The organism is Flavobacterium quisquiliarum (genome assembly GCF_019308285.1).
In the GTDB taxonomy this organism is placed as follows: Bacteria; Bacteroidota; Bacteroidia; order Flavobacteriales; family Flavobacteriaceae; genus Flavobacterium; species Flavobacterium quisquiliarum.
Genome location: NZ_WWEM01000011.1, coordinates 13853 through 40515 on the forward strand (window position 1 = coordinate 13853; position 26663 = coordinate 40515).

General features: G+C 34.8%; 23 protein-coding genes and 2 riboswitches. Of the genes, 22 read left to right on the plus strand and 1 reads right to left on the minus strand.

All coding sequences use genetic code 11. The annotated features are described in order from the left end of the window. Positions 1-126: 126 nt before the first annotated feature. The 10 genes from GSY47_RS03135 to GSY47_RS03180 all read left to right on the plus strand — a co-directional run bounded on the left by GSY47_RS03135 (position 127) and on the right by GSY47_RS03180 (position 10677). On the plus strand, positions 127-303 hold the full coding sequence (locus GSY47_RS03135; RefSeq protein ID WP_179003226.1) for a hypothetical protein: 177 nt from the start codon (positions 127-129) through the stop codon (positions 301-303). A gap of 68 nt (positions 304-371) precedes the next feature. Then, complete coding sequence (locus GSY47_RS03140) at positions 372-1676, plus strand: O-acetylhomoserine aminocarboxypropyltransferase/cysteine synthase family protein (protein ID WP_179003225.1); 1305 nt, start codon at positions 372-374, stop codon at positions 1674-1676. Positions 1677-1896: 220 nt separating this feature from the next. Further along, on the plus strand, positions 1897-2985 hold the full coding sequence (locus GSY47_RS03145; protein ID WP_179003224.1) for a homoserine dehydrogenase family protein: 1089 nt from the start codon (positions 1897-1899) through the stop codon (positions 2983-2985). A 649-nt stretch (positions 2986-3634) separates the two neighbouring features. After that, positions 3635-3838, plus strand: coding sequence for a hypothetical protein (locus GSY47_RS03150; protein ID WP_219071101.1), 204 nt, complete (start codon positions 3635-3637; stop codon positions 3836-3838). Between the two features lie 189 nt (positions 3839-4027). Then, a riboswitch (SAM riboswitch) is annotated at positions 4028-4135 on the plus strand. 79 nt (positions 4136-4214) lie between these two features. Further along, complete coding sequence (locus GSY47_RS03155) at positions 4215-5198, plus strand: alpha/beta fold hydrolase (RefSeq protein ID WP_246611248.1); 984 nt, start codon at positions 4215-4217, stop codon at positions 5196-5198. Position 5199: 1 nt separating this feature from the next. Beyond that, positions 5200-7614 (plus strand): bifunctional aspartate kinase/homoserine dehydrogenase I, encoded by a 2415-nt coding sequence (gene thrA / locus GSY47_RS03160; protein ID WP_179003221.1) that lies wholly within the window; start codon positions 5200-5202, stop codon positions 7612-7614. A 63-nt stretch (positions 7615-7677) separates the two neighbouring features. Then, entirely contained in the window at positions 7678-8235 is a 558-nt protein-coding gene (locus GSY47_RS03165; protein WP_179003220.1) for a hypothetical protein, read from the plus strand. A 16-nt stretch (positions 8236-8251) separates the two neighbouring features. After that, on the plus strand, positions 8252-8677 hold the full coding sequence (locus tag GSY47_RS03170) for an OsmC family protein (protein WP_129746168.1): 426 nt from the start codon (positions 8252-8254) through the stop codon (positions 8675-8677). A gap of 135 nt (positions 8678-8812) precedes the next feature. After that, positions 8813-9985, plus strand: coding sequence for a trans-sulfuration enzyme family protein (locus GSY47_RS03175; protein WP_179003219.1), 1173 nt, complete (start codon positions 8813-8815; stop codon positions 9983-9985). Positions 9986-10266: 281 nt separating this feature from the next. Continuing rightward, complete coding sequence (locus GSY47_RS03180) at positions 10267-10677, plus strand: RrF2 family transcriptional regulator (protein WP_179003218.1); 411 nt, start codon at positions 10267-10269, stop codon at positions 10675-10677. A gap of 92 nt (positions 10678-10769) precedes the next feature. Here GSY47_RS03180 and GSY47_RS03185 read toward each other — a convergent pair whose 3' ends face one another. Continuing rightward, a complete protein-coding gene (locus tag GSY47_RS03185; RefSeq protein ID WP_179003217.1) occupies positions 10770-11552 on the minus strand; it encodes a sulfite exporter TauE/SafE family protein in 783 nt (260 codons plus the stop codon). Positions 11553-11865: 313 nt separating this feature from the next. Here GSY47_RS03185 and GSY47_RS03190 point away from each other — a divergent pair, with 313 nt between their 5' ends. From GSY47_RS03190 to metH, 12 genes are all read left to right on the plus strand, one after another. Continuing rightward, positions 11866-12753, plus strand: coding sequence for a sulfite exporter TauE/SafE family protein (locus GSY47_RS03190; RefSeq protein WP_179003216.1), 888 nt, complete (start codon positions 11866-11868; stop codon positions 12751-12753). Between the two features lie 25 nt (positions 12754-12778). Continuing rightward, positions 12779-13489: a phosphoadenylyl-sulfate reductase gene (locus GSY47_RS03195; protein WP_179003215.1), complete on the plus strand. Its 711-nt coding sequence runs from the start codon at positions 12779-12781 to the stop codon at positions 13487-13489. A 112-nt stretch (positions 13490-13601) separates the two neighbouring features. Continuing rightward, complete coding sequence (cysD, locus tag GSY47_RS03200) at positions 13602-14501, plus strand: sulfate adenylyltransferase subunit CysD (RefSeq protein WP_017497285.1); 900 nt, start codon at positions 13602-13604, stop codon at positions 14499-14501. 120 nt (positions 14502-14621) lie between these two features. Beyond that, positions 14622-15866: a sulfate adenylyltransferase subunit 1 gene (locus GSY47_RS03205; protein ID WP_179003214.1), complete on the plus strand. Its 1245-nt coding sequence runs from the start codon at positions 14622-14624 to the stop codon at positions 15864-15866. An 81-nt stretch (positions 15867-15947) separates the two neighbouring features. Next, a complete protein-coding gene (locus GSY47_RS03210; RefSeq protein ID WP_179003213.1) occupies positions 15948-18038 on the plus strand; it encodes a HEPN domain-containing protein in 2091 nt (696 codons plus the stop codon). Further along, the gene (gene cobA, locus GSY47_RS03215; protein WP_179003212.1) at positions 18031-18804 is read left to right on the plus strand and encodes a uroporphyrinogen-III C-methyltransferase; all 774 of its coding nucleotides are present in this window, start codon (positions 18031-18033) and stop codon (positions 18802-18804) included. The genes GSY47_RS03210 and cobA overlap by 8 nt, the downstream gene beginning before the upstream one ends. A 241-nt stretch (positions 18805-19045) precedes the next feature. Then, entirely contained in the window at positions 19046-19627 is a 582-nt protein-coding gene (locus tag GSY47_RS03220; RefSeq protein ID WP_155101334.1) for a precorrin-2 dehydrogenase/sirohydrochlorin ferrochelatase family protein, read from the plus strand. A 97-nt stretch (positions 19628-19724) separates the two neighbouring features. Then, entirely contained in the window at positions 19725-20777 is a 1053-nt protein-coding gene (locus GSY47_RS03225) for an NAD(P)/FAD-dependent oxidoreductase (RefSeq protein ID WP_044047573.1), read from the plus strand. 150 nt (positions 20778-20927) lie between these two features. Then, positions 20928-21290 (plus strand): TfoX/Sxy family protein, encoded by a 363-nt coding sequence (locus tag GSY47_RS03230; protein WP_179003211.1) that lies wholly within the window; start codon positions 20928-20930, stop codon positions 21288-21290. A 159-nt stretch (positions 21291-21449) separates the two neighbouring features. After that, positions 21450-21566: riboswitch (SAM riboswitch) on the plus strand. A 344-nt stretch (positions 21567-21910) separates the two neighbouring features. Then, positions 21911-22915: a homocysteine S-methyltransferase family protein gene (locus tag GSY47_RS03235; protein ID WP_179003210.1), complete on the plus strand. Its 1005-nt coding sequence runs from the start codon at positions 21911-21913 to the stop codon at positions 22913-22915. Between the two features lie 104 nt (positions 22916-23019). Further along, positions 23020-23616, plus strand: a complete 597-nt coding sequence (locus tag GSY47_RS03240; protein WP_179003209.1) for a hypothetical protein — start codon at positions 23020-23022, stop codon at positions 23614-23616. Positions 23617-23841: 225 nt separating this feature from the next. Next, positions 23842-26517 (plus strand): methionine synthase, encoded by a 2676-nt coding sequence (gene metH, locus GSY47_RS03245; RefSeq protein WP_179003208.1) that lies wholly within the window; start codon positions 23842-23844, stop codon positions 26515-26517. The last annotated feature ends 146 nt before the right edge of the window (positions 26518-26663 follow it).

The window sequence follows — 26663 nt, forward strand, 5'->3', positions numbered from 1 at the left end:
TGTGTATCCAAAGTTGCTGTTGCCAAAAGTGAAAGATCGAATCTTTGTTATAGTTTCAACTATAAGCCCTTTTGGTAAGCCATCCGAAAGGGCTTTTTTTATTTCAATCTCTTAAAATTTTAAATCATGAATACATTAGATATCAATACAATCGCATTTCAATATTTGTTGAGAAATAATTCTCTAAATAATAATGCTGAAGAAACAGCAGAAGCTGTAAAGTATAATCCGGAACAGCGTATTAAAAACCAGAAATCATTGCTATTTCATTTGTATGATCTGGAAGAAGAAGCGGATCAATAACAATTTCAAGAATCAATATCAATTACAATATATAAACGTATTAACAATACCTAAAAAACTAAGAAATCATGAGTACACAAAAATTTGCAACAAACGCATTACACGCAGGACACGATGTTACTAAAAATTCAGGAACAAGAGCAGTGCCAATTTACCAAACATCATCATACGTATTTAATAATGCCGATCATGCAGCTAACTTATTTGGCCTTGCGGAAGCTGGATTTATCTATACCAGATTAAATAACCCGACAAATGATGTGTTGGAACAGCGCCTTGCAGCGCTTGAAGGAGGGATCGGAGCTGTAGTTACAGCTTCTGGAGCATCGGCAATTTCTACAACATTATTGACATTACTGAAAGCTGGAGATCATATCGTAGCCTCGAACAGTTTATATGGCGGGACTTATAATCTTTTAAAGGTTACGTTGCCAAGATTGGGAATTACAACAACATTTGTTGATCCTTCAAAACCAGAAAATTTTACCAAAGCGGCAAAAGAAAATACACGAGCTTTCTTTGTGGAATCTCTAGGAAATCCAAAATTAGACGTTTTAGATTTAAAAGGAATTTCGGCAGAAGCCAAAGCATTCAAAGTGCCATTCATAGTAGATAATACAGTTGCGACACCTTATTTGTTAAACCCTATTAAATATGGTGCCGATATTGTCATTCACTCCTTAACTAAATATATCGCTGGAAACGGAACTTCTTTGGGAGGTGTTATCATTGATGCTGGAAATTTTGATTGGGCAAACGGAAAATTCCCTGAATTTACCGAACCATCAGCAGGTTACCACGGATTAGTATATCACGAAGCTTTAGGGAATGCTGCTTTTATTGCAAAAGCACGAATTGAAGGTCTGCGTGATTTTGGTGCCGCTTTGAGTCCATTTAATGCTTTTCAGATTATTCAAGGTTTAGAAACACTTCCAATCCGAATCAAGAAACATAGTGAAAATGCTTTGGCTTTGGCCGAATGGTTAGAGAAACAAGATGAGGTGGTGTGGGTAAATTATCCAGGTTTAAAATCCAATAAATATTATGATTTAGCCAAAGAATATTTACCAGAAGGACAAAGCGGAATTATTACTTTCGGATTAAAAGGAGGTTTTGATGCGGCTAAAAAAGTGGTAGACAATACCAAGTTATTCTCTTTACTGGCTAATATTGGCGATACTAAATCGCTGATTATTCATCCAGCAAGTACAACGCATCAGCAATTAACAGATGAAGAGCAGATTGAAACAGGAGTTTCAAAAGATTTGGTTCGTCTGTCAGTGGGAATTGAAGATATTGAGGATTTAATTGCTGATCTGCAGGCTGTTTTTGAAACCGTTTCGCTTTCACAATACAGCATCAATAAAAATTAGGTTTTTTTGTTTTTTGTTTGAAAAATTGCCTTTAGCGAGTGGTTTTGCTAAAGGTAATTTTTTATGAAAAGCATCATTATAAAATTAAACCATATAAGTGATATAAATGCATTTCAATATAGACACACCGCAGTGTATCTAACTCTAAACAGAAGAACTGCTATGTACACGGCAATTAAATGAACTTATATTACTTATATGGTTTTAAAAATTAAAAATTATGTCAAAGCTTAAAATAAACATAGTCCTTTTTGGAATTGGTAATATCGGAAGTACTTTGATTAATCAGATTATAGAAAGTCAGGAGTTTTTTCTCGAAAGTAAAAATGTAGATTTTCATTTTCCAATAATAACCAATTCGACGGTCGCTTTTTTTGAGAAAGAAGGCGTAGGGTATGCTTGGGAAACCAACTTTTTACAATTGGCAGTTCCTTTTAAAGTGGAAGATATTGTTGAATTTGCCAAAGAAAATGAATTCGAAAACTTGATCGCGGTAGATGCAACAGCCAGTGATGAATTGGTAAAACACTACAATACCTTGATCAAAAACGGATTTAATATCGTTGCTGTTAATAAAAAAGCCAATACGCTTCCGATAGATTTGTACAAAGAGTTAAGAGCCAATCTTAAAAAGTATGATAAAGAGTTTTTGTATGAAACCTCAGTTGATACCGGAATTCCAGTTTTGCAGACTTTGAGAGATTTGTATTATTCTGGCGAAAAAATCACGAAGATTCGTGGTGTTTTCTCGGATAATCTGAGTTATGTTTTCAATAGATTTTCAGTAGAAAACGTTTCGTTTTCTTCGGTTTTAAAAGATGCAAGTCTTTTAGGATTGATGAAATCAACATTTAAAGAAGATTTATCTGGAAATGACACAGCAAGAAAACTTCTGATACTGGCGAGAGAAATTGGAAAAGATTTCGAGTTTTCAGACATTCAAATAAAACCCTTTATCACAGAAGAACATTTGGAGAAAAATGGTGTCCTGAATAAAGACGCGATAGATAAATCCTTTAAAATTGCAAAAATCACACAGGCAGACAATAGCGTATTGCGATATGTGGGCGAATTTGATTTGGAGAAGAATCAACTGGAAGTCAAATTGATTTCTGAACCTGTTAGTTCTGCAATTGGACAATTAAAAGGTTCTGATACCATTTTTGAAATTTATACACAATCTTACGCTGCTGTTCCGATTGTAATTCAAAGTGCGCCACCATGTAAACAAGCAATTTCGAGGGGAATCATAACCGATATTCTAAAAGTTGCAGAAAGAATTAGAAATAAAGAGGCTGTTTGGTCTTAGATTTTCTCAAAAAAAACTAAAAATATAACTGATGTTCTTTGATAAATTGATTTGTCAATGGAGTTTAGAGCTGAAAAATGATCTTTTTTCGATTTGTTTAGTCAGAATAATCTTTATTTTGTTTTTGTAAGATGTTTTTTAACGTTAAAAATAACTTTTTTAACGAATTTTGTAATTAAATTCCTGAATTTCATTTGTGTAATAGAAAAAATAGTTGCATATTTGTTGTACCCAAAAACTACTAGAAATCAAATGAACTTAAAAGTCAACAAAATGTTTTGTGCCATTTCGGTTATTACCGAGGCTGGGTCGCCTATTGCTTAAAATTGTAAGAAACACAATATATTAGTAAAAGCCTCCCAAAGAACATTGGGAGGCTTTTTAATTATAAAAAAATGCAGAATTTAAATATACAATATAAATCACAGATGAATAAATCCTTACAGGTGAACAAGATGTTTGCTGTCGCGCTTATTTGCGTACGCGCATCGGTCTGTTGATACTAAAAGTATAAATGAGTTTAAAAAACTTAAACCCTTTTGGTATCTAAAAATCCAAAAGGGTTTTTTTATTCCCGAAAGGGGCTTAACACAAATATAAAAGAGAAATAAAGATTATAAAACGCAACTTAACTTAAAAACTTAATATCATGAGCACATTGAACTACTTAGCAGAAAAAATTTCAAATTTGAAAAACAGAAGGACAAGAAAAAACAATCCGCCACCGCCAACAAATGAATTGGCACATCCAAGATTCGGAATGAACGAAACGGATAAAAATGCTGAAAAAAAAGCACCCAACTCTTTATTGTTTTTGATGTATTCAAAAGAAAATGAAACGCTTTTCATCTAAACAGAGAAGCGACATAAACTAGGTTAAAACCTGCTTAATTTTACTGGGCATTTATGTTCGGTAAATTTTTGCGTATAATAGTTTTTGCTAAAGTAAGTCTCAGAAATTTAACAAACACTTTTAGATAAAATTTGTTTGTTTAAGAAAATAGTAGTTAATTTGCACCGTTAAGTTCAAACACGTATTGAAATGTTATAAAGAAAGGACGAGGGATTAGACCCGATGAAGCCTTAGCAACCCTTCGGTAAAACGAAGAAGGTGCTACATTCTACCACGCCCAACGTGGAAAGATAACAACAAGATTTTTTCTAGTTTACTCTAGTTTTTTCTTTCTAATATTTCCATATACAAATCAGATAATACAACAGATTTGAAATTGGAAAATATACCAAACCCTATTATAATTCAGGAATTCATCACAGAAAGTGGTGCATCTTATCATGCTTTACCGTTGCATTTTACATTGGCAGGTCAGCCCCTGCACAGTGCGCCAATCGTTTTGGTTAATCACGCCTTAACAGGAAATTCGCAAGTTACGGGCGAAAACGGCTGGTGGAATGACTTAATTGGCGAAGGCAAAACCATTGATACTACTGTTTATACTATTCTGGCTTTTGATGTTCCAGGAAACGGCACGAATTCTTTTTTAATCGAAAATTATCTTGATTTCACAGCTAGAGATATTGCCAGAATCTTTATTGAAGGTGTAAAAACTTTAAATATCGAAAAGCTTTTTGCAGTGATTGGCGGTTCAGTTGGAGGTGGAATTGCTTGGGAAATCTTAGCTTTAGAACCTAGTATTACAGAAAATCTTATTCCAATAGCGAGTGACTGGAAATCGACAGACTGGCTTATCGCCAATTGTTTCCTTCAGGAGCAGATTCTGAACAATTCTTCAAAACCAATTGAAGATGCGAGAATTCATGCCATGCTTTGTTATCGTTCGCCGGAATCATTTAAAGAAAAATTTCAGCGTACAATTAACCAAGATCTTTTGATTTTTAATATCGAAAGCTGGCTGGCGCATCACGGAAAAAAATTACAGCAAAGATTTCAGTTGTCTTCTTATAAATTAATGAATCAGTTGCTTAAAACAATTGATATTACTAGAAATAGTGAAAGTTTTGAAAACTTATTGTCTCAAACAAAAGCTTCGATTCATATTGTAGGAATCAATTCCGACTTATTTTTTACGGCCAAAGAAAATGTCGAAACCTACGAAGAATTAAAGAAATTTAAAGACAATGTTTTCTACAGCGAAATTGTTTCGGTTCACGGACATGACGCTTTTTTAATCGAGTACAAACAATTAGATCATTTACTTGCCGACATTTTTAAGGCAGAAACAATAAAGAAATAAAATGAAAGTATTAAAATTTGGAGGTAAATCGTTAGCAAACGGAGAAGGACTTAATAAAGTTGTTTCTATCATTTCTGATAAAGTAAATCAAGGTGAAAAAATTGCTGTTGTAGTTTCTGCACGTGGAAATGCTACAGACGAATTAGAATTTATCTTAAGCATTGCTGCTAAAAACGGCAGTTACAAAGAATTATTAGAAAACTTCAAAAAATATCAAATTTCAGATTATCCTCAAGTTGATTTGTCTGAAGAATTTAATGTCTTAGATAAACTTTTTGAAGGTGTAAGCTTAATTGGCGATTACAGCAAAAAAATCAAAGATCAGATTTTGTCTAAAGGCGAATTGCTTTCGGCTAAATTATTGACAGCGATTTTATTAGAAAAAGGAATTCCTGCCAATTTTGTAGATTCTAGAGAACTGCTGAAAACAGATTCTAAATTTGGTGATGCACAGCCATTAGAACAACTTTCAAAGAAAAACGTAGTCAATTATTTTAAAGAACATAACGGCGAAACGGTTAATATAGTTACAGGCTTCATTGGTTCCAACAACAACAACGACACAACTACTCTAGGTAGAAATGGCAGTAACTATACCGCTTCGTTAATCGCAAATTATTTAAATGCTGAAGAATTACAAAACTTTACGCATGTAGACGGAATCTATACGGCAAACCCGGATTTAGTAGCCGATGCTAAGAAAATTGAATATCTATCATTCAACGAAGCAAACGAGCTGGCTAATTTTGGAGCAACAATTTTACATGCTAAAACGATTATTCCTTTGTTAGAAAAGAATATTCCACTTCGTATTTTAAATACTTTTAACCACGAAAACCGTGGAACATTAATTACTTCAGATACTGCAAAAGAGGGAATTAAAACACTTTCTGTTTTGGAAAATGTATCTCTTGTAAATCTTGAAGGACGCGGATTACTTGGAAAAGCCGGAGTCGATGCCCGAATTTTTAAAGTAATGGGCGATCATAATATCAGTGTAAGTATCATTTCACAAGGTTCTTCAGAAAGAGGAATTGGACTTGTGGTTGCAACTGATAAAGCAACGACTGCGGTGGTAGAGTTAGAAAAAGAGTTTGAAAATGACTTTTATTCTAAAGACGTAAACCAGATTACGGTAACAGACAATGTATCTGTAATTTCTATTATTGGACAGGATTTGAGTACTTTCCATAAACCATATACTGCTTTAATTAAAAACAAAATTGTTCCGATTTTATTTAACAACACTGTGACGGGTAAAAACGTGAGTTTGGTTGTTAAAAAAGAAGAACTAAACAAAGCTTTAAACGTAATTCACGGAGAGATTTTTGGAGTTTCAAAGAAAATCAACATTGCCATTTTCGGTCACGGATTAGTGGGAGGAACTTTAATTAATCAAATCTTAGAATCGGCTGCTGCGATTGAAAAACGTAAAGATGTTAAGCTTAATGTTTTTGCTATAGCGAATTCTAAAAAACTGCTTTTAAACAAATATGGTGTTACCAACAATTGGAAAAGTGAAATTGAAACCAAAGGCGAAGCCTATACAATAAAAGATATTATTGCTTACGCGAATGAGCATCATTTAGAAAACTTAATTGCGATTGATAATACAGCAAGTGCGACTTTTGTTGAGAATTATATTCCGTTAGTAGAAAGCAGTTTCGATTTGATTTCTTCTAATAAAGTGGCCAATACATTAAGCTATGGTTTCTACAAAGAATTGAGAAAAGCTTTGGCTGAAAATCAAAAGAATTATTTGTATGAAACCAATGTTGGTGCAGGATTACCATTAATTGATACAATCAAATTATTGCACCTTTCAGGAGAAAATATTACAAAAATAAAAGGAGTTTTCTCTGGGACATTAAGTTATTTATTCAATAATTTCTCTGCAAAAGACGCTCCATTTAGCGAAATCTTGCAGGAAGCAATTGATAACGGATATACGGAACCAGATCCGCGTGAAGATTTATGTGGAAATGATGTGGGAAGAAAATTATTGATTTTGGCAAGAGAATTAGATTTACAAAATGAGTTTGAAGAAATCTCAATTCAGAATTTAATTCCAGAGCACTTACGTGAAGGAAGCGCTGCCGATTTCTTAACGAAATTAAAAGAATTCGATCCGATTTATGCTAAAATAAAAGCAGAACAACAGCCAAATCACGTGTTAAGATATATTGGCGAATTGTCTGGAGATTTGCAGAATGACAAAGGAGATTTAGAAGTAAAATTAGTTTCAGTACCAAAAGATACGGCATTAGGAGGATTAAAAGGTTCTGATTCTTTCTTCGAAATTTACACAGAATCTTACGGAGATCGTCCAATCGTTATTCAGGGAGCTGGTGCAGGTTCTGCGGTAACGGCAAGAGGAGTTTTTGGTGATATTTTGAGATTGTCTGACAAAGGATAAATTAAACAAGAAACAAAAGAAAGAAAAATCTTAAATTCGTTATTTAGTTTTAATAATGTAATTATGAAAAAGATTTTTGTTTTATTGTTGATTTCAAATAGTATCGTAGCTCAGGTTTCTAATGTTATTAGGAACAAAGACAGCTATACTCAGGATGTTTTCCCGTACAAAGGAGTAAGAATAATTCAGGTTGATGAGGTAAGTTCTCCGGGAAACGAGGATAATGTTTTTATTTTTTCGAAGATTGAAAAAAATACTATTCCTGATAAAATGTATTTCCAAAGATTTACGAAAGTAAATGATAAATGGGTTTTAAAATCGATCTTGGAGGTAAATCACAACGGAATTATTTCATCTTGGGGAAGCCGAAAGGCCTTTGGAGATTATAATAAAGATAAAAGTGTAGATGCTCTTTTTATTTATGGATTATATGATGCTGATTTTAAACAACAGTCGGTTCATCTTGTATTTTCTCAAAAAGATAAGTTATACACTATAGAGTCAAGTGTCTCAGATAATTTTGGAACAGACAAATTCTCTGATAATTTTAAGTCGCTAGATGAAGAATCTAAAAAACAGATTTTAGAATATTGGAATAAATTAGATAAAAAAGACAAATAACTTAGGAATAAATACCATGAAAGTAACTTTAAACAGAGTAAATGACGCCTTTCATTTCAAAGTAAAAAATGAACGCGGACACGTAGTTGATGTTGACAGCAGAGCCGAATTTGGAGGAAGCGATTTAGGAGCAAGTCCAATGGAATTAGTATTAATGGGAGTTGCAGGTTGCAGTGCTATTGATATGATTTCAATCTTAAAAAAACAGCGTCAGGAAATCACTTCTTTTAACGCTGAAGTTGAAGGAACGCGTGTTCAGATCGAAGAAGCAAAACCTTTTAAAGAAATCGATGTGGTTTTTTATTTAGAAGGAGAAATCAATCCGGAAAAAGCAAAAAAAGCAGCACAGCTTTCTTTTGAGAAATACTGTTCAGTTGCCAAAACAGTGGAACCAACAGCAACAATAAGCTACAAAGTTGTCTTGAACAACGAGGCTTTATAAATTAGATAATTTGTCAATTAGATAATTAGAAAATGCTCAGATTTCGCATAAATAATTGACTTGTTTTAGTTTAGATTTCAGTTTTTAAAACTTGAAACCTGAAACTTGAAACAAAAAAACAAAAAACAACAAACAATGAATACAGAAGAATTTGGTTTTGAAACACAAGCCATTAGAACACAATTAGAAAGATCACAGTATTTAGAGCATTCGGTGCCATTATACCTATCGTCAAGTTTTGTATTTGAAGATGCGGAAGATATGCGCGCTTCATTTACAGAAGAAAAAGAAAGAAATATTTACAGTCGTTTCAGTAATCCAAATACTTCAGAGTTTGTAGACAAGATCTGCAAAATGGAAGGAGCAGATTCTGGTTATGCTTTTGCAACAGGAATGGCGGCAGTATATTCTACTTTTGCGGCGTTATTAAACTCCGGAGATCATATTGTTTCTGCAAGCAGTGTTTTTGGTTCTACTCATGCTTTGTTTATGACTTATTTCCCGAAATGGAATATCGAAACTTCGTATTTCGAAATTAATAAGCCAGAAACAATCGAGAGTTTTATCAAACCAAACACCAAAATATTATACGCTGAATCCCCAACAAATCCTGGGGTAGATGTAATTGATTTAGAATTGTTAGGGAATATTGCTAAAAAGCACAACTTGATTTTAATTATCGACAACTGTTTTGCAACACCATATTTACAGCAGCCAATTAAATTTGGAGCACATTTGGTAATTCATTCAGCAACAAAATTAATTGACGGACAAGGACGTGTTTTAGGGGGAGTAACTGTTGGAGATGCAGAGTTAATCAGACAGATTTATTTGTTTTCAAGAAATACAGGGCCTGCTTTATCTCCATTTAATGCTTGGGTTTTGTCAAAAAGTTTAGAGACTTTGGCAGTTCGTGTAGACAGACACTGCGAAAACGCTTTAAAAGTGGCTGAATTTTTAGAAAGCCATCCAAATGTAAACAGTGTAAAATATCCATTCCTGAAATCGCATCCGCAGTACGAAATTGCTAAAAAACAGATGAGAGCAGGTGGAAACATTATTGCATTTGAAATTAAAGGAGGAATCGAAGCAGGAAGAAAATTCCTGAATGCAATTCATCTTTGTTCATTATCGGCAAATATTGGAGATACAAGAACAATTGTAACACATCCGGCTTCTACAACACACAGCAAATTATCTGAAGAAGATCAATTGGCAGTTGGTATTACGCAAGGTCTTGTTCGTGTTTCTGTTGGTTTGGAAACTGTTGAAGATGTAATTGCTGATTTGAAACAAGCGCTTTCTTAAATTTTAGATTGCAGATTTTAGACTTTATATTTTAATTTCTAATATATAAAGACGATTTTTAATAGTAAGGTTTGCTATTGGGAATCGTCTTTTTAATTTAGGATTTTTATAAAAAGCCTATTTTTGTGTGCTTAAAAAAAATAATAAAGAAGTAATTTGATAGAATTAGTAGAATTTAACTTTATTCTTTTGTGATAGTTCAAACAAAAAGCATATTTTTGTTGTTTAATAATTTGCGGTAATCAATTAACTGTTGAAAAACTGCGATCTAAAACATACAGATGCTTTCAAAAAAGACAAAATACGGAATCAAAGCTTTGACTTATTTAGCAAGACGCGAAAATAATGAACCAGTACAGATTGCCGAAATTGCGAAAAGCGAACACATTTCGATAAAATTTTTAGAAAGTATTTTATTGCTGTTAAGAAACTCTGGATTTCTCGGTGCTAAAAAAGGAAAAGGCGGTGGTTATTATTTAATAAAAGATCCAAAAGATATCAGTATGGCAAAAGTATATCGTATTCTTGAGGGACCAATTGCGTTACTTCCATGTGCCAGTCATAATTTCTACGAAAGATGTGATGACTGTGACGATGAAGCTTCCTGTGCTGCACGTCGTTTAATGACCGAAGTTAGAGATAATACACTTAAAATATTAGAAAGTAATTCTTTGGCCGATATTGCATTCTAATTTTTCACCATATAAGTAATATAAGTTCATTTTAGGCTTTGTCTACAGCTTTTTTAAATGGACTTATATTACTTATATGGTTAAAAACGTATTTAAAAAATCAATTTGTATCCAGCCATAAAAAGCATTACGGCTATAGCGTTTCTAAGGAATTGATCCGGTACTTTTCCGCTTAGCATGCTTCCCATGTAGATTCCGGGAAGAGAACCCATTAGTAATTGTCCTAATAAACCAATATCTAAATTTCCCATAGAAGCATGTCCGATTCCGGCAACCAATGTCAAAGGAACGGCATGCGCAATTTCGGTTCCTACTAATCTTGGTGTTGGTAATAATGGATAAAGAAAAAATAAAGTTACAGTTCCTAAAGCTCCCGCTCCAATGGAAGTAAGTGTTACGGTTGCTCCTAATAAAATTCCAATTCCTATAGTTAGTGCGTTTTGAGTCGTGCTTTCACTGTGAAATTTATCTCCTGCATGTTTTTGAGAGAACTTCAAAATCTTATTTTTGAATATAATAGCAACAGAAGTAAATAGTAAAGCCCAGCCTAAGCTATATTTAATAACATGGTTAATGGTTTCAATATCAGTTTTAATACTGTTTAAAATCCATAATGTTATTAAAGAAGCAGGAACGCTTCCAAGAGTCAGCCAGCCTGTAATTTTCCAGTTGACGTTTCCTTTTTTGTTGTGAACAAAAACACCTCCTGCTTTAGTAAATGCAGCGTATAATAAATCGGTTCCTACGGCGGTTGTTGGCGGAATATTGAAGTATAATAAAATTGGAGTCATTAAAGAACCGCCGCCAACTCCAGTCAGTCCAACAATAAATCCAACGACTAATCCTGCAATTACAAGACCTATTTGAAAATCCATAAATAAAAGTTTGGGGGCTAAAATACAACAATTTTATAATAATCCTATCGATTTTATAGAGATTAAAAAATGTATTTAATAACCAAATTTTTTTGACGCTTAAATTGTTGCAATATCTTGCAATACGGCATTATTTGTGAAATTATATGGCATAATTCTTAAAACTCTCTTTTAGAATGTAATAAAAGGTTAATTAAGGGCTTAAAAAAATAATAATATTGCTTTGTAATTTAGAAATAAGTAGTATTTTTGCAAAGTAATCTACTAACCCGATAGGGTAATAGGTTTTCAAGGCGAATTTAAACTTGTTAACATGGAGAAAGAACTGAAAATAAATAATACGGCCTCTTTTAAAGAGAAGCTTTGGATTGGAATTCCTGTTGTTTTACTAGTAGGTTTATTATTCACTTTATTATACAATCATCACGCTGAATTTTCCTGGGACGGATTTGTAGCAGGATTCAATCAGGAATTTTTAGTGTTTTTTGCGATTGGAGTTTTTGCACAGTTGGTTGATGGAACTTTAGGAATGGGATACGGGGCAACTTCGACGTCATTTTTATTGGCTTATGGAGTTCCGCCAGTGGTAAGCAGTACGGCAGTTCACGTTTCGGAAATGTTTACAACAGGAGCGTCAGCAGTTTCTCATCATAGATTCGGAAACATTAATAAAAAACTGGTAAAACATTTATTGATTCCAGGTGTTTTAGGTTCGATTACAGGAGCTTATTTGTTGTCTGATGTTATTGACGGAGATGTAATTAAGCCATTTATTGCTGTTTACATGATTGTTTTGGCGGTTATCATTATTAGAAAAGCGTTAAAAAAGAATATTGTAAAAAAGAAAACAAAAAAATTAGGCTTTTTAGCAGTTTTTGGCGGTTTTATGGATTCTGTTGGAGGTGGAGGCTGGGGGCCGATTGTAACGTCAACATTATTAGGAAGAGGTAGAAATCCAAGATATACCATCGGTTCGGTAAACGCAGCTGAGTTTGCGATTTCATTTGCAAGCGGAATTACATTCATGCTTTTTGGAGGAATCCACGGCTGGCAAGTCATTATAGGATTGATTTTAGGAGGGGTTATTTCTGCGCCATTAGCCGCTTTTTTGGTAAATAAAATCAAAAGAAAACCAATGATGGTTGCGGTTGGAGTTTTAATTATAGTATTGAGTTTAAAAACATTATCTAAATTATTGTAATTCTTTAGATAGGGAGAAAGAGATTATGAGTGCGAGTATAGTACAAGAATTATTAGAGAAAACTGCAGCTTTCTCACTTGATGAAACCTTAGTTTTTTTAGCAGGAGAATTTCCGGGAAAAGTAATTTTTTCGACTTCTTTTGGGCAAGAAGATCAGGTAATTACTGATTTTATTGCAAAAAGTAACACAGATATTACTGTTTTTACTTTAGATACAGGAAGATTATTTCAGGAAACGTATGACGTTTTTCACAAAACATTAAAAAAATACAAAAGACCAATCGAAGTTTACTTTCCAGAAGCAACATCAGTAGAAAAGCTATTACAGGAAAAAGGCCCAAACAGCTTTTACGATTCAGTTGAAAACAGAAAAGAATGCTGTTTTATTCGAAAAGTGGTTCCGTTGAGAAAAGCTTTGGCAGGAAACTCAGTTTGGATTACGGGATTAAGAGCCGAACAATCAGAAAACAGACAAGATTTAAATCTGTTTGAATACGATGGAAACTTCGAAATCATAAAATTCAATCCGTTGCTAAAATGGACTTTAGAAGAAGTTGAAACGTATCTTTCTGATAATAATGTTCCTCAAAATGCTTTACACAAACAAGGTTTCGTAAGTATTGGATGCGCGCCTTGTACAAGAGCAATCTTTCCAGGTGAAGATATCAGAGCCGGAAGATGGTGGTGGGAATCAAGCCATAAAGAGTGCGGTTTGCATAGCGCGAAAAAAGAATAAAGAGAATAGAATATAGATTATAGAATAAAGAGTGGGGATTTTTAGATCAGGGAACTTGAAACTTTAAACCTGAAACAAAATTTTCACAACAAAAATATCAAACAAAAAAACAATGAGTTCAGTATTAAAAACAAACGCTTTAGAGAGTGAAGCGATATACATTTTCAGAGAAGTAATTTCACAGTTTGACAAACCGGTTTTACTTTTCTCAGGAGGAAAAGATTCTATCACATTAGTGCGTTTGGCGCAAAAAGCATTTTTCCCTGCTAAGATTCCGTTTCCTCTTTTGCACGTTGATACAGGACACAATTTCCCTGAAACAATCGCTTTCAGAGATAAATTAGTAGAAGAATTAGGTTTAGAGTTGATCGTTCGCAATGTTCAGGATGCTATTGATGAAGGAAAAGTAGTTGAAGAAACTGGAAAATACTCTAGTAGAAACAGTCTGCAAACGACAACACTTTTAGATGCAATTGAAGAGTTTAAGTTTGATGCTTGTATCGGTGGTGCACGTCGTGATGAAGAAAAAGCAAGAGCGAAAGAACGTATTTTCTCTGTTCGTGATGATTTCGGACAATGGGACGAAAAAAATCAAAGACCTGAGTTGTTTGATATATTAAATGGAAAAATTGAAAATGGACAAAACGTTCGTGTTTTCCCAATTTCAAACTGGACAGAATTAGATGTTTGGAGTTATATCGAAAAAGAACATATCGAGATTCCATCAATCTATTTTTCACATAAAAGAAAAGTTTTTTTGAGAGACGGTTTAATCTGGTCGCATTCTCCTTTTGTGTACCAGGAAGAAGACGAACAAATCGAAGAAAGAATTGTTCGCTTCAGAACCGTTGGAGATATGAGTTGTACAGCAGCAGTTGAATCTTACGCAGCAACAATCGAAGAAGTAGTTGGAGAAATCAGATCATCAACCATTTCTGAGAGAGGAGCCAGAATCGATGATAAACGTTCTGAAGCGGCGATGGAAAAAAGAAAACAACAGGGATACTTTTAATTCAATTAAAAATAGAGAATTAAAAATTAAAAGTTAGAATCAAGAAAACAAAAACATACAGATTTAAAAGTTTCGAGAGAACATGAAACCTGAAACTTTAAACCTGAAACAATATATAAGATGGACGTTTTAAAAATAGCAACAGCAGGAAGTGTAGATGACGGAAAAAGTACTTTGATCGGAAGATTATTGTACGATACAAAATCATTGACGACTGATAAAATTGAAGCAATCGAAAAAAGCAGTAAACAAAAAGGATATGATTATCTTGATTTTTCTTTGGCAACTGACGGATTAGTAGCAGAAAGAGAACAAGGAATCACGATTGACGTTGCGCATATTTATTTTTCAACTGCAAAGAAAAGTTACATTATTGCCGATACTCCGGGTCACGTAGAATATACAAGAAACATGGTTACAGGAGCTTCAACTTCTCAGGTTTCTATTATTTTGATTGATGCCAGAAAAGGGGTTATTGAACAAACATACCGTCACTTTTTTATCAATAATTTATTGAGAGTAAAAGAGGTAATTGTTGCGATTAATAAAATGGATTTAGTTGATTATTCGGAAGAAGTTTTCAATAAAATCAAAGCTGATTTTCAGGCATTAAATGCAAAAAGTACTTTCAAGGAACAAAACGTAAGTTATATTCCGTTAAGTGCAATCAACGGCGGAAACGTAGTTGATCAGTCAAAAGATATGCCTTGGTATACAGGTCAAACTGTTTTAGAACATTTAGAAGGATTACATGCTCATGATGTTTTTGAAGCTGGAAAAGCACGTTTCCCAGTTCAAACTGTGATTCGTCCAAAAACAGAAGAATACCACGATTTTAGAGGTTACGCAGGAAAATTATACGGAAATTCAATAAAAGTTGGAGATGCCGTAACGGTTCTTCCTTCTTTAACAGAATCTAAAGTGTCTAAAATTCACTTTTTCGATAAAACATTTGACGAAGCCGTTGCAGGTTCTTCAATCACAATCGAATTAGAAAATGATATCAATGTAACAAGAGGCGATATGATTGTAAAATCATCAGAACTTCCAAAAATTGAAAAAGATATTACCACGACAGTTTGCTGGATGGACAGTAAAAAATTGGTTCCAGGAACTAAATATTTGGTACAACACAATACAAACAGAGTTTTAGCAAAAGTAGAAAGCATTAAAAATACAATTGCAACAGATTACTCAGGAACGACTGAAGCTTCACAATTAGCTATTAACGAAATTGGCGAAGTAACGATCAAATTAAGCAAGCCGTTATATTTTGATTCATACAATGAAAACAAATCAAACGGAGCTTTTATCTTAATTGATACAGCAACAAACACAACAGCAGGAGTAGGATTCATTCGCTAGTTGATAGTTTATGGTTTTTGGTTGATAGTTATTCTGCCAGAAAACCAACAACCAACAACTAACAACCAACAACTAAAGAAAATGGAAAGTTTTAGAACAGAAATAGAAAATCCGATAGTTCAAAGAGAGATTATCGAATTAGAAAAAAAGATTCATTTATTCCGTGGAGGAAAAATTGATGATGAGCGTTTTCGTAGTCTTCGTTTAGCGCGTGGAATTTATGGGCAACGTCAGGAAGGCGTTCAGATGATTCGTATCAAATTGCCTTATGGTAAAGTAACCAGCGAGCAATTAGTGCGTATCACACAAGTTTCTGATGAATATTCTACAGGACGTTTGCATATTACAACGCGTCAGGATATCCAGATTCACTATGTGAGTTTAGACAGAACACCAGAGCTTTGGGCAGATTTGGCTAAAGACGATATCACGCTTCGTGAAGCTTGTGGAAACACAGTTAGAAATATCACAGGAAGCGAATTGGCAGGAGTTGATGTAAACGAACCATTTGATGTTTCGCCTTATGCACACGGACTTTTTCAATATTTGTTAAGAAACCCAATCTGTCAGGAAATGGGACGTAAATTCAAAATTTCGTTCTCTTCTTCAGATGAAGATACCGCTTTGAGTTATTTACACGATTTAGGATTTATTCCGAAAATTAAAGACGGACAAAAAGGTTTCAAAATCATGTTTGGAGGAGGTTTAGGATCTCAGCCAGCACATGCCGAATTGCTTTCGGAATTTGTTCCGGTAAACGAAATCATTCCAACAGCAGAAGGAATCATTCGTATTTTCGACAGATACGGAGAACGTGCCAAAAGAATGAAAGCACGTATGAAATTCTTAATCAAAGAAATGGGAAGAGATGTTTTCCTTGATTTGGTTGAACAAGAGAAAAAAGCCATCGCATTTGAAACCTACGAAATAGATACCACTGCTTTTGAAGGACCAATTACAGAGCCGTTATTAGAAGTTCCTCAAGTTACAATCGAAGATACAAAAGCGTATGAAGCGTGGAAAAATTCGAATGTAATCAAGCAGAAACAAGACGGTTATTATGCCATCGGAATCAAAGTTTTATTAGGCGATTTTTATACCGATAAAGCCAGATTATTAGCCGATTTAATTAAGAATTACGGAGCAAATGAATTACGTTTTTCATTGCGTCAAAATATTGTAATACGTCATATAAAAGAAGAGAATTTACCTTTCTTTTATCAGGAATTAGCCAAACTTGACTTTGTTCAGCTAGGATATAATTCAGTTGGAGATATTACGGCATGTCCGGGTACTGATACTTGTAATTTGGGGATTGCAAGTAGTACCGGTATTGCAGAAGAATTAGAAAGAGTTTTAACGGCAGAATATCCTCAGTATTTAAACAACCGCGAAATCGAAATTAAAATTTCAGGTTGTATGAATGCCTGCGGACAACATAATATGTCTGCCATTGGTTTCCAGGGAATGTCTATCAACTCAGGAAAACTAGTAGCTCCGGCTTTACAAGTTTTATTGGGTGGAGGAAGATTAGGAAATGGTGCAGGACGATTTGCAGATAAAGTAATCAAAGTGCCTAGTCGTAGAGGTCCTGATGCGTTGCGTACCATTTTAAATGATTTTGATGCTAACGGAAGCGGACAAAGATTCCTAGATTATTATGATACAAAAGGAGAAAAATATTTCTACGAAATCTTAAAACCTTTCGCAGATGTAACCAATTTAACAGAAGCTGATTTCATCGATTGGGGTAATGCCGACAACTACGTAAAAGCAGTTGGGGTTGGAGAATGTGCCGGAGTTGTAATTGATTTGGTTGCTACATTATTATTAGAAGCCAAAGATAAATTAACGTTCGCACAAGAATCTTTCGACGAAGGAAAATGGTCAGATGCAATTTATCATGCTTATGCTGGATTTGTAAATGGTGCTAAAGCATTATTGCTTGCTGAAAACGAAAAAACAAATAATCACGCAGGAATTGTAGACTTATTTGATACTGTTTTCATTGCAAGTTCTAAAATAGAATTGGCAACAACATTCAGAGAATTGGTATATCAAATCAATCAAAATGAACCTTCAGAAGCATTTGCAAAAGCATACATTCAACAAGGAATTTCATTTTTTGATACCATCGAAAAATACAGAGCTCAAGAATTAGCAAATGCTTAATAGTAAACCCAAAGTAACTTTAGTTGGCGCAGGTCCCGGCGATCCCGATTTGCTTACGCTTAAAGCCGTAAAAGCACTAGCTGAAGCTAAAGTGGTTTTATACGACGCTTTGGCCAACGAAGAAATTCTGGATTACGCACCGAAAACTGCCATCCGAATTTTTGTTGGAAAAAGAATCGGAAATCATGCTTACACGCAGGATCAAATCAATCAATTGATTGTGGATAATGCTTTGACGTATGGACATGTTGTGCGACTAAAAGGCGGAGATCCGTTTATTTTTGGAAGAGGAAGCGAAGAAGTAGAATTTGCAGAAAGTTTCGGAATAGAAACCATAGTAGTTCCCGGAATTTCATCAGTAGTTGCGGTTCCTGCGAGTCAGGGAATTTCGATTACAAAACGTGGCGTTTCAGAAAGCTTTTGGGCGATTACCGGAACAACTTCTGATAGAAAATTATCCTCGGATATTGCTTTATCAGCCAAATCATCTGCAACAGTTGTGATTTTAATGGGAATGCACAAATTGCCTCAAATCATCGATTTGTTTCAAAAAGAAGATAAAGGAAATTTACCAGTTGCAATCATCCAAAACGGAACAACAACAGAAGAAAAAGTGGGAGTTGGAACCGTAGATTCAATTTTAGAAGTTGTAAAACAAAAAGAATTGGGGTCACCAGCGATTATTGTTTTAGGCGAAGTTGTAAGAGAAAGCAATAAACTAAAAGATTTTTACGAAGAATTTCTATCAAAAGAAATCGTAAGATAAAGTTCCGAAGGAACGGCAAATATTGTAGCGTCGGGTTTCAACCCGATGTAGCCAAAGAGAATCCGTTTTGATGGTAAAGTTCCGAAGGAACGATTCATATTGTAGCGCCGGATTTTAATCCGGGGAATAAACGAAAGATTGGAAAACATAGCCCGAGGTTTCAACCTCGGGAACGCATGGATATTTAATTCAATATTCATTAAAAAATCATCTAATTTTGTTTAGATGAAATTAAATTAAAATGGAACAGAACGAATTATATCCCATATTCCTAAAACTTCACAATTTGAACGTTTTAATTGTTGGCGGAGGAAATGTAGGATTGGAAAAGCTTTCTTTCTTGCTAAAGTCAAGTCCGAATGCAAATGTTGAGGTAGTAGCAAAAGAATTTCATTTAGAAATTAAAGTTTTAGCGGAAAATCATCCTTCGATTAAATTGACAAAATCGAAGTTTAAAAAGAAAATGCTCAAAAAACGTCACATGGTAATTGCCTGTACAGACGATTTGAAAGTGAATAAAAGAGTTTACGAATTATCGAGAAAACGTTATCTGATTTGCAATATCGCCGATACGCCCGATTTATGTGACTATTATTTAGGCGGAATCGTAACGAAAGGGAATGTAAAAATTGCTATTTCAACCAACGGAAAATCACCAACAACGGCAAAGAGATTGCGTGAGTTTTTCGAAGAAGTAATTCCGGAAGACATCAATCAAATGGTTGAAAACCTGAATGAATACAGAAAAACCTTAAAAGGTAATTTTGAAGAAAAGGTTAAAAGAATGAATGAGATTACCTCTTCATTAAAAAATAAAGAGTAGAAAATTGGACAAAGAAATCAATGATAAAAATCATTGATTAAAGAATAAATTATTCGTTTCTTTGTATTATTAAGAATGATTATAAACAACAACCATAATGATTAAAACAGATATACTTATAATTGGAGCAGGCCCAACAGGTTTATTTGCCGTTTTCGAGGCAGGATTATTAAAATTAAAATGCCACATTTTAGATGCGTTGCCTCAGCCAGGAGGACAACTTTCAGAATTATATCCTAAGAAACCTATTTATGATATTCCTGGATTTCCAGAAGTATTAGCAGGAGATTTAGTTGACGGATTAATGGAGCAAATCAAACAATTTGAGCCAGGATTTACTTTAGGAGAGCGTGCTGAAACTGTTGAAAAGCAAGAAGACGGAACATTCATTGTAACCTCAAACAAAGGAACTAAATTCCACGCACCGGTTATCGCAATCGCTGGAGGATTAGGAAGTTTCGAGCCTCGTAAACCACTTATCGAAGATATCGAGTTTTATGAAGATAAAGGAGTAAAATACTTCATCAAAAATCCTGAAAAATTCAGAGACAAAAGAGTTGTCATTGCAGGAGGAGGAGATTCAGCATTAGACTGGTCAATTTTCTTGGCAAATGTAGCCTCAGAAGTAACTTTAATCCACAGAAGAAACGAATTTAGAGGAGCTCTGGATTCAGTAGAAAAAGTACAGGAATTAAAATCAGCAGGAAAAATCAAATTGATTACACCAGCTGAGGTTATCGGAATCAACGGTGCAGAGCACGTAGAGTCATTAGACATCGAAGAAAACGGCGCACACCGTAAAATCGAATGCGATTATTTCATTCCACTTTTCGGATTAACACCAAAATTAGGTCCAATTGGAGACTGGGGATTAGAAATCGAGAAAAATGCCATCAAAGTAAACAATGCATTAGATTACCAAACCAACATTCCTGGAATCTTTGCTATTGGAGACGTAAATACATATCCAGGAAAATTAAAGTTAATCCTTTGCGGTTTCCACGAAGCAACTTTAATGTGCCAGGCCGCATACGGAATCATCAATCCGGGTAAAAAATACGTATTGAAATATACAACAGTTTCAGGAGTAGACGGTTTCGACGGAACTCGTAAAGAAGCGCCAAAAGCGGTTGTTAAAGCGATTGTCTAAGTTGCTAAGATTCTGAGATACTAAGACTCTAAGATTTATTATATAGAAAGCTCAAACTTTTAGTTTGAGCTTTTTTATTCAACAGAATTTTAAACTTAGTATCTTAGTAACTTAGTAACTTAGTAACTTAAAACCTTAGAATCTAAATATATGGCTTTCGACGAAGATAATGCAAAGAGAATTAGAACGTTTCTCCAACATAAAGGCACCGATTTTTTCGAAAAGAAAATGTTTGGTGGTATTGTTTTCATGGTAGATAACAAATTATGCTGTGGAACTCGTTTAGATAAAAAAGTTGGAGAAAATCTTTTGCTATGCAGAATAGATGATTCAGCTTATTTAAAGGCCATAGAAAGAGATGATGTGTTGCCAATGCCTAATGCAGAAAAGCCAATGAAAAACTATGTTTTTATTGCCGAAATTGGCTGGACAAGAAATCAAGATATGGAGTATTGGCTTCAACTTTGTTTAGATTTTAATCCTATTGCAAAAGCAAGTAAAAAGAAACAATGATAGCTTCAAGAATTTAGCAATATATTCTTAAACCAAATAAAACATAATTAGATTTCTAAACTTAGAATCTCAGTATCTTAGCCTCTCAGCAACTTCAAAAAAAACATTTGCAAATAGAAACCCTATTTCATACCTTTGCACTGTTCTTAAAATTATTGTCAGTTATCACGAAAGGCGGAGGGATAGACCCGATGAAACCTTAGCAACCCTTTATCATAAAGAAGGTGCTAAATTCTACTTTATACGACATTTTCCAGTATTAAAGATAGATAACACAAATACATACTCGTATTTCTCAAAACTTTTCTCGATAACATATAATATTTACTGAAACAGATGCTGTATCAGGAGCGAATCATTGGCGCATTTTTGCAGTCAGTAGTTCCCGCTTTACGTTGCAATCATTTTGCTTTTTAAAGAAAAAAGCAAAATAATTTCCACTTCAATCGGGGCTAAAGAGCCAGCAATAGTGCACTTTTGGAATTAATGTGAAAAATATCGAAGGCTAAACCCGACGGGTTTTCAATCCCGAGGCTTCGGGACTGTCGGGTTTAAATAGAGCCTTCAAAAATTATAATTAAAAAAGCTTTGTGCCTTAGTGCCTTAGCGGCAAATACAACATGGCAATTACGATAAAAGAAGCAATAAAAAAAAATATCCTAATCCTAGATGGAGCAATGGGAACAATGTTGCAACGCTATAATTTCTCCGAAGAAGATTTCAGAGGAGAGCGTTTCAAAGATTTCCCGCATCCGTTAAAAGGAAACAACGATTTACTATCCTTAACACAACCACAAGCAATCCGAGATGTACACACCGCATATTACGAAGCTGGTGCTGACATTGTAGAAACCAATACTTTCTCAGGAACGACAATCGGTATGGCCGATTATCACATGGAAGATTTGGTTTACGAGTTAAACTACGAATCGGCAAAAATTGCAAGACAAGTGGCAGATGAGTTTACCGCAAAAAATCCGGAAAAACCACGTTTCGTAGCAGGCTCAATTGGGCCGACAAACCGTACGGCAAGTATGTCGCCAGACGTAAATGATCCAGGTTACAGAGCCGTAACGTTCGACGATTTACGAATTGCGTACAAACAACAAGCAGAAGCTTTAATGGACGGTGGCTGTGATTTGCTTTTAGTAGAAACGATTTTCGATACGTTAAACGCAAAAGCTGCGCTTTTTGCGATCGAAGAAGTAAAAGAAGAACGCAATCTTGATATTCCGATTATGGTTTCAGGAACAATTACAGATGCTTCAGGAAGAACACTTTCAGGACAAACAGTTGAAGCGTTTTTGATTTCAGTTTCGCATATTCCGTTATTAAGTGTAGGATTCAATTGCGCCCTTGGAGCCGATTTGCTGAAACCGTATTTAAAAACATTAGCTCATAACACAAGCTTTAATGTTTCGGCACATCCAAACGCAGGATTGCCAAATGCTTTCGGACAATACGATGAAACGCCAGAGCAGACACAAGCATTTATTAAAGAATATTTGGAAGATAATTTAATCAATATCATCGGAGGTTGTTGTGGAACAACACCAGATCATATTCGATTAATGGCAGAGGTTGCGAAGGATTATAAGCCGAGAGTGGCGCCGGTAATTGCATAAATATTTCCGTTTCCTGCAAGGTTTTCAAAACCTTGTAGGTATGATTTTAAGAAAAAATAAAGTTCAATTTAAGAGAACACAAAATTTTATAAGAAAAAGAAAGTATGGAGAATAAGAGAGTTCATTATATTTTAATACCAATTTTGTTATTATTACTTGGTATATATTCTTATAAAAAGTTGAATAAAAATGAAGAAATTCAAGAAAAACCAGCAGTTGAAACATTAGAGCCAAAGGATGCAAAAACTGAAATAAAAACAAAACTTGAAACTTCAGATTCCATAGTTCAAATAGGGGATTGTTATTCATATGAACAAGATGGCAATTATTATGGAGTAATTGTGATTAAATATGAAGATGATGATTTATTTACAGTTGGTATCTTAGAAGAGGTTAAGCAACAACAGCTGAAGATTATAGATTTTGAAAAAGGAAACTTAATGTGTGCCAAAACTGAATTGCTTGTAGGGAATCCAGTTAAGGGACTATGGACTGGATTTTTTTTTAAGGATGATTTAAAAGTTTTTAAATCGAATTTCAAGTATGTTGGAAAGATAAAATTAAATGAGACAGAAATTGACGTTAACGGTGGAGGAACTTTAATTTCTTCCTCAGAAGTAAATGTAGAAGATTTACATAATTCGAAGATGTTGAAAGGTATTTCTAGATACAGAGAGCCAATGGAAAAATATATTGAATAATTCGGTTCTCTTATGAAACCGAGTTTGCGTGAGGGATAGTAGTGAAAAACCCACAGCCTGACGAAGGAAGAGCGAGGACTTGTAACGGATAGCCCGACCCGGAGGGACACGCCCAAAATAATAAACATAAATACCTACAAGGTTTTAAAAACCTCGCAGGAAAGAAAATAGAATAAAAAAACTCAGAATCTAAGCATCTTAGAATCTCAGTAACTTTAAAAAGAAATGACAGAAAAAAGAAGAGACCTTGTATTATCAGGATTAGAACCGTTGATCATTACGCCCGAAAGTGTTTTCGTGAATGTTGGTGAGCGTACAAACGTAACAGGTTCAAGAAAATTCTTGAGATTAATCAAGGAAGAGAAATATGACGAGGCGCTTGATATTGCAAGACAGCAAGTAGAAGGAGGAGCACAAATCATCGATATTAATATGGATGAAGGAATGCTTGATGGTGTTACTGCAATGACTAAATTTTTGAATTTAATTGCTGCAGAACCAGACATTTCGAGAGTGCCGATTATGATCGATAGTTCGAAATGGGAAATCATCGAAGCAGGTCTGAAAGTAGTACAAGGAAAAAGCGTTGTAAACTCGATTTCGTTAAAAGAAGGCGAAGAAGCTTTTATTCACCACGCACGATTAATCAAACGTTACGGCGCGGCGGCAATTATCATGGCTTTTGATGAAGTTGGTCAGGCGGATAATTACGATCGCCGAGTGGAGATTTGTCAGCGTTCGTATGATATTTTGGTGAACAAAGTAGGGTTTCCTCCGCAGGATATTATTTTCGATTTGAATATTTTCCCGGTTGCAACGGGAATGGAAGAGCATAGATTAAACGCTTTGGATTTCTTTAGAGGAACAAAATGGGTTCGAGAAAATCTTCCGCACGCGCATATCAGTGGTGGAGTGAGTAACGTTTCGTTCTCTTTTAGAGGAAACGATACGGTTCGTGAAGCGATGCATTCGGTGTTTTTATACCACGCAATCAAAAACGGAATGACGATGGGAATCGTAAATCCAGAGATGTTGACGATTTACGATGATATTCCGAAAGATTTATTAGAACACGTTGAAGACGTAATTTTAGATAGACGTGACGATGCTACTGAACGACTTTTAGATTTTGCAGAAAATGTAAAAGGTGAAGTAAAAAGTGATGAAAAAGCCATTCAGGAATGGCGTTTAGGATCTGTTCAGGATCGTATTACGCATTCGTTGGTAAAAGGAATCGATGCTTTTATTGAAGAAGATGTTGAAGAAGCACGTTTGGCTGCAACAAAACCAATTGAAGTTATCGAGATCAATTTAATGGCCGGAATGAATGTAGTTGGAGATTTGTTCGGAAGCGGAAAAATGTTCTTGCCTCAGGTAGTAAAATCGGCTCGTGTAATGAAAAAAGCGGTGGCTTATTTATTGCCATTTATTGAAGCAAGCAAACAAGCCGGAGACAAACAAGGAAACGGAAAAATCTTGATGGCGACTGTAAAAGGCGATGTTCACGATATTGGTAAAAACATTGTTTCGGTGGTTTTGGCTTGTAACAATTACGAGATTGTAGATCTTGGCGTTATGGTGCCTCCGGAAAAAATTATTTCGGCTGCGATTGAACACAATGTAGACATTATTGGATTAAGCGGACTGATTACACCTTCGCTTGACGAAATGGTGTATTTGGCCAAAGAATTAGACAAACAAGGAATTAAAATCCCGATTATGATTGGTGGAGCAACCACTTCGCGCGCGCATACGGCCGTGAAAATTGCGCCTCAATACAGAGAAACTGTAATTCACGTAAACGATGCTTCTAGAGCCGTTACCGTTGCAGGAAATCTGTTGGATCATAACCGAAAAATATATGCGGCAGATATTCGTGCAGAATACGATTCTTTTAGAGAAACATTTTTAAATCGTTCAAGAGATAAAAACTTCCTGACGATTGAAGATGCCCGTAAAAATAAATTGCCATTGGATTGGTCGGAATATACGCCAACTAAACCAAAAGTAATTGGCAAACAAATTGTCGAAGTTGAATTAGATGTTTTGGTTCCGTATATCGACTGGACACCATTTTTCCAGACTTGGGAATTGTACGGAAAATATCCGGCAATTTTAACGGATGAGGTTGTGGGAGAACAAGCGACTTCTGTTTTTAACGATGCTCAGGCAATGCTGAAAGTTATTTTAGAAGAGAAGAAACTAAAAGCAAAAGGTATTTACGGAATTTTCCCTGCAAATCAGGTTGATGACGACGATATCGAATTGCGCGATGAAAACGGAAAAGTTTTGGAGAAATTCTTAACGCTTCGTCAGCAGTCACAAAAAACAAAAGGAGCTCCAAACATCGCTTTGGCCGATTTTATTCTGCCAAAAGACAGCGGAATAGAAGATTATATGGGAACTTTCTGCGTAACAACTGGTTTTGGTGTTGATGAATGGGCAGCGGAATACGAAAAGAATTTAGACGATTACAATTCGATTATGGTGAAAGCGCTTGCCGATCGTTTTGCAGAGGCTTTCGCCGAATATCTTCACGAGAGAGTTCGTAAAGATTTCTGGGGTTATGATAGCGAAGAATCGTTAACCAACGAAGAATTGATTAAAGAAAATTATAAAGGAATTCGTCCTGCTCCAGGTTATCCAGCTTGTCCAGATCACTTGGAAAAACCAACAATCTGGAAACTTTTAAATGTAGCTGAAGAAATAGGAGTAACGCTGACAGAAAGTATGGCGATGTGGCCAGCTTCATCGGTTTCAGGATATTATTTCGGAAACCCAAAAAGCCGCTATTTCGGACTCGGAAAAATAAAAGAAGATCAGGTAGTAGATTACGCCAAACGACGCAATGTTCCAACGGATTACGCAATGAAGTGGTTAAACCCTAATATAGCAGATTAACGAAAAAAGTTTCAGGTTTCAGGTTTTAAGTTTCAAGTTCTGTACAGCAACTTGAAACCTGAAACTTTAAACTTGAAACAACAAATATTTGATTTAAGTTTTTGATTTCAGATTTTTTACACGAACTAAAAACTCAAAACACTTAA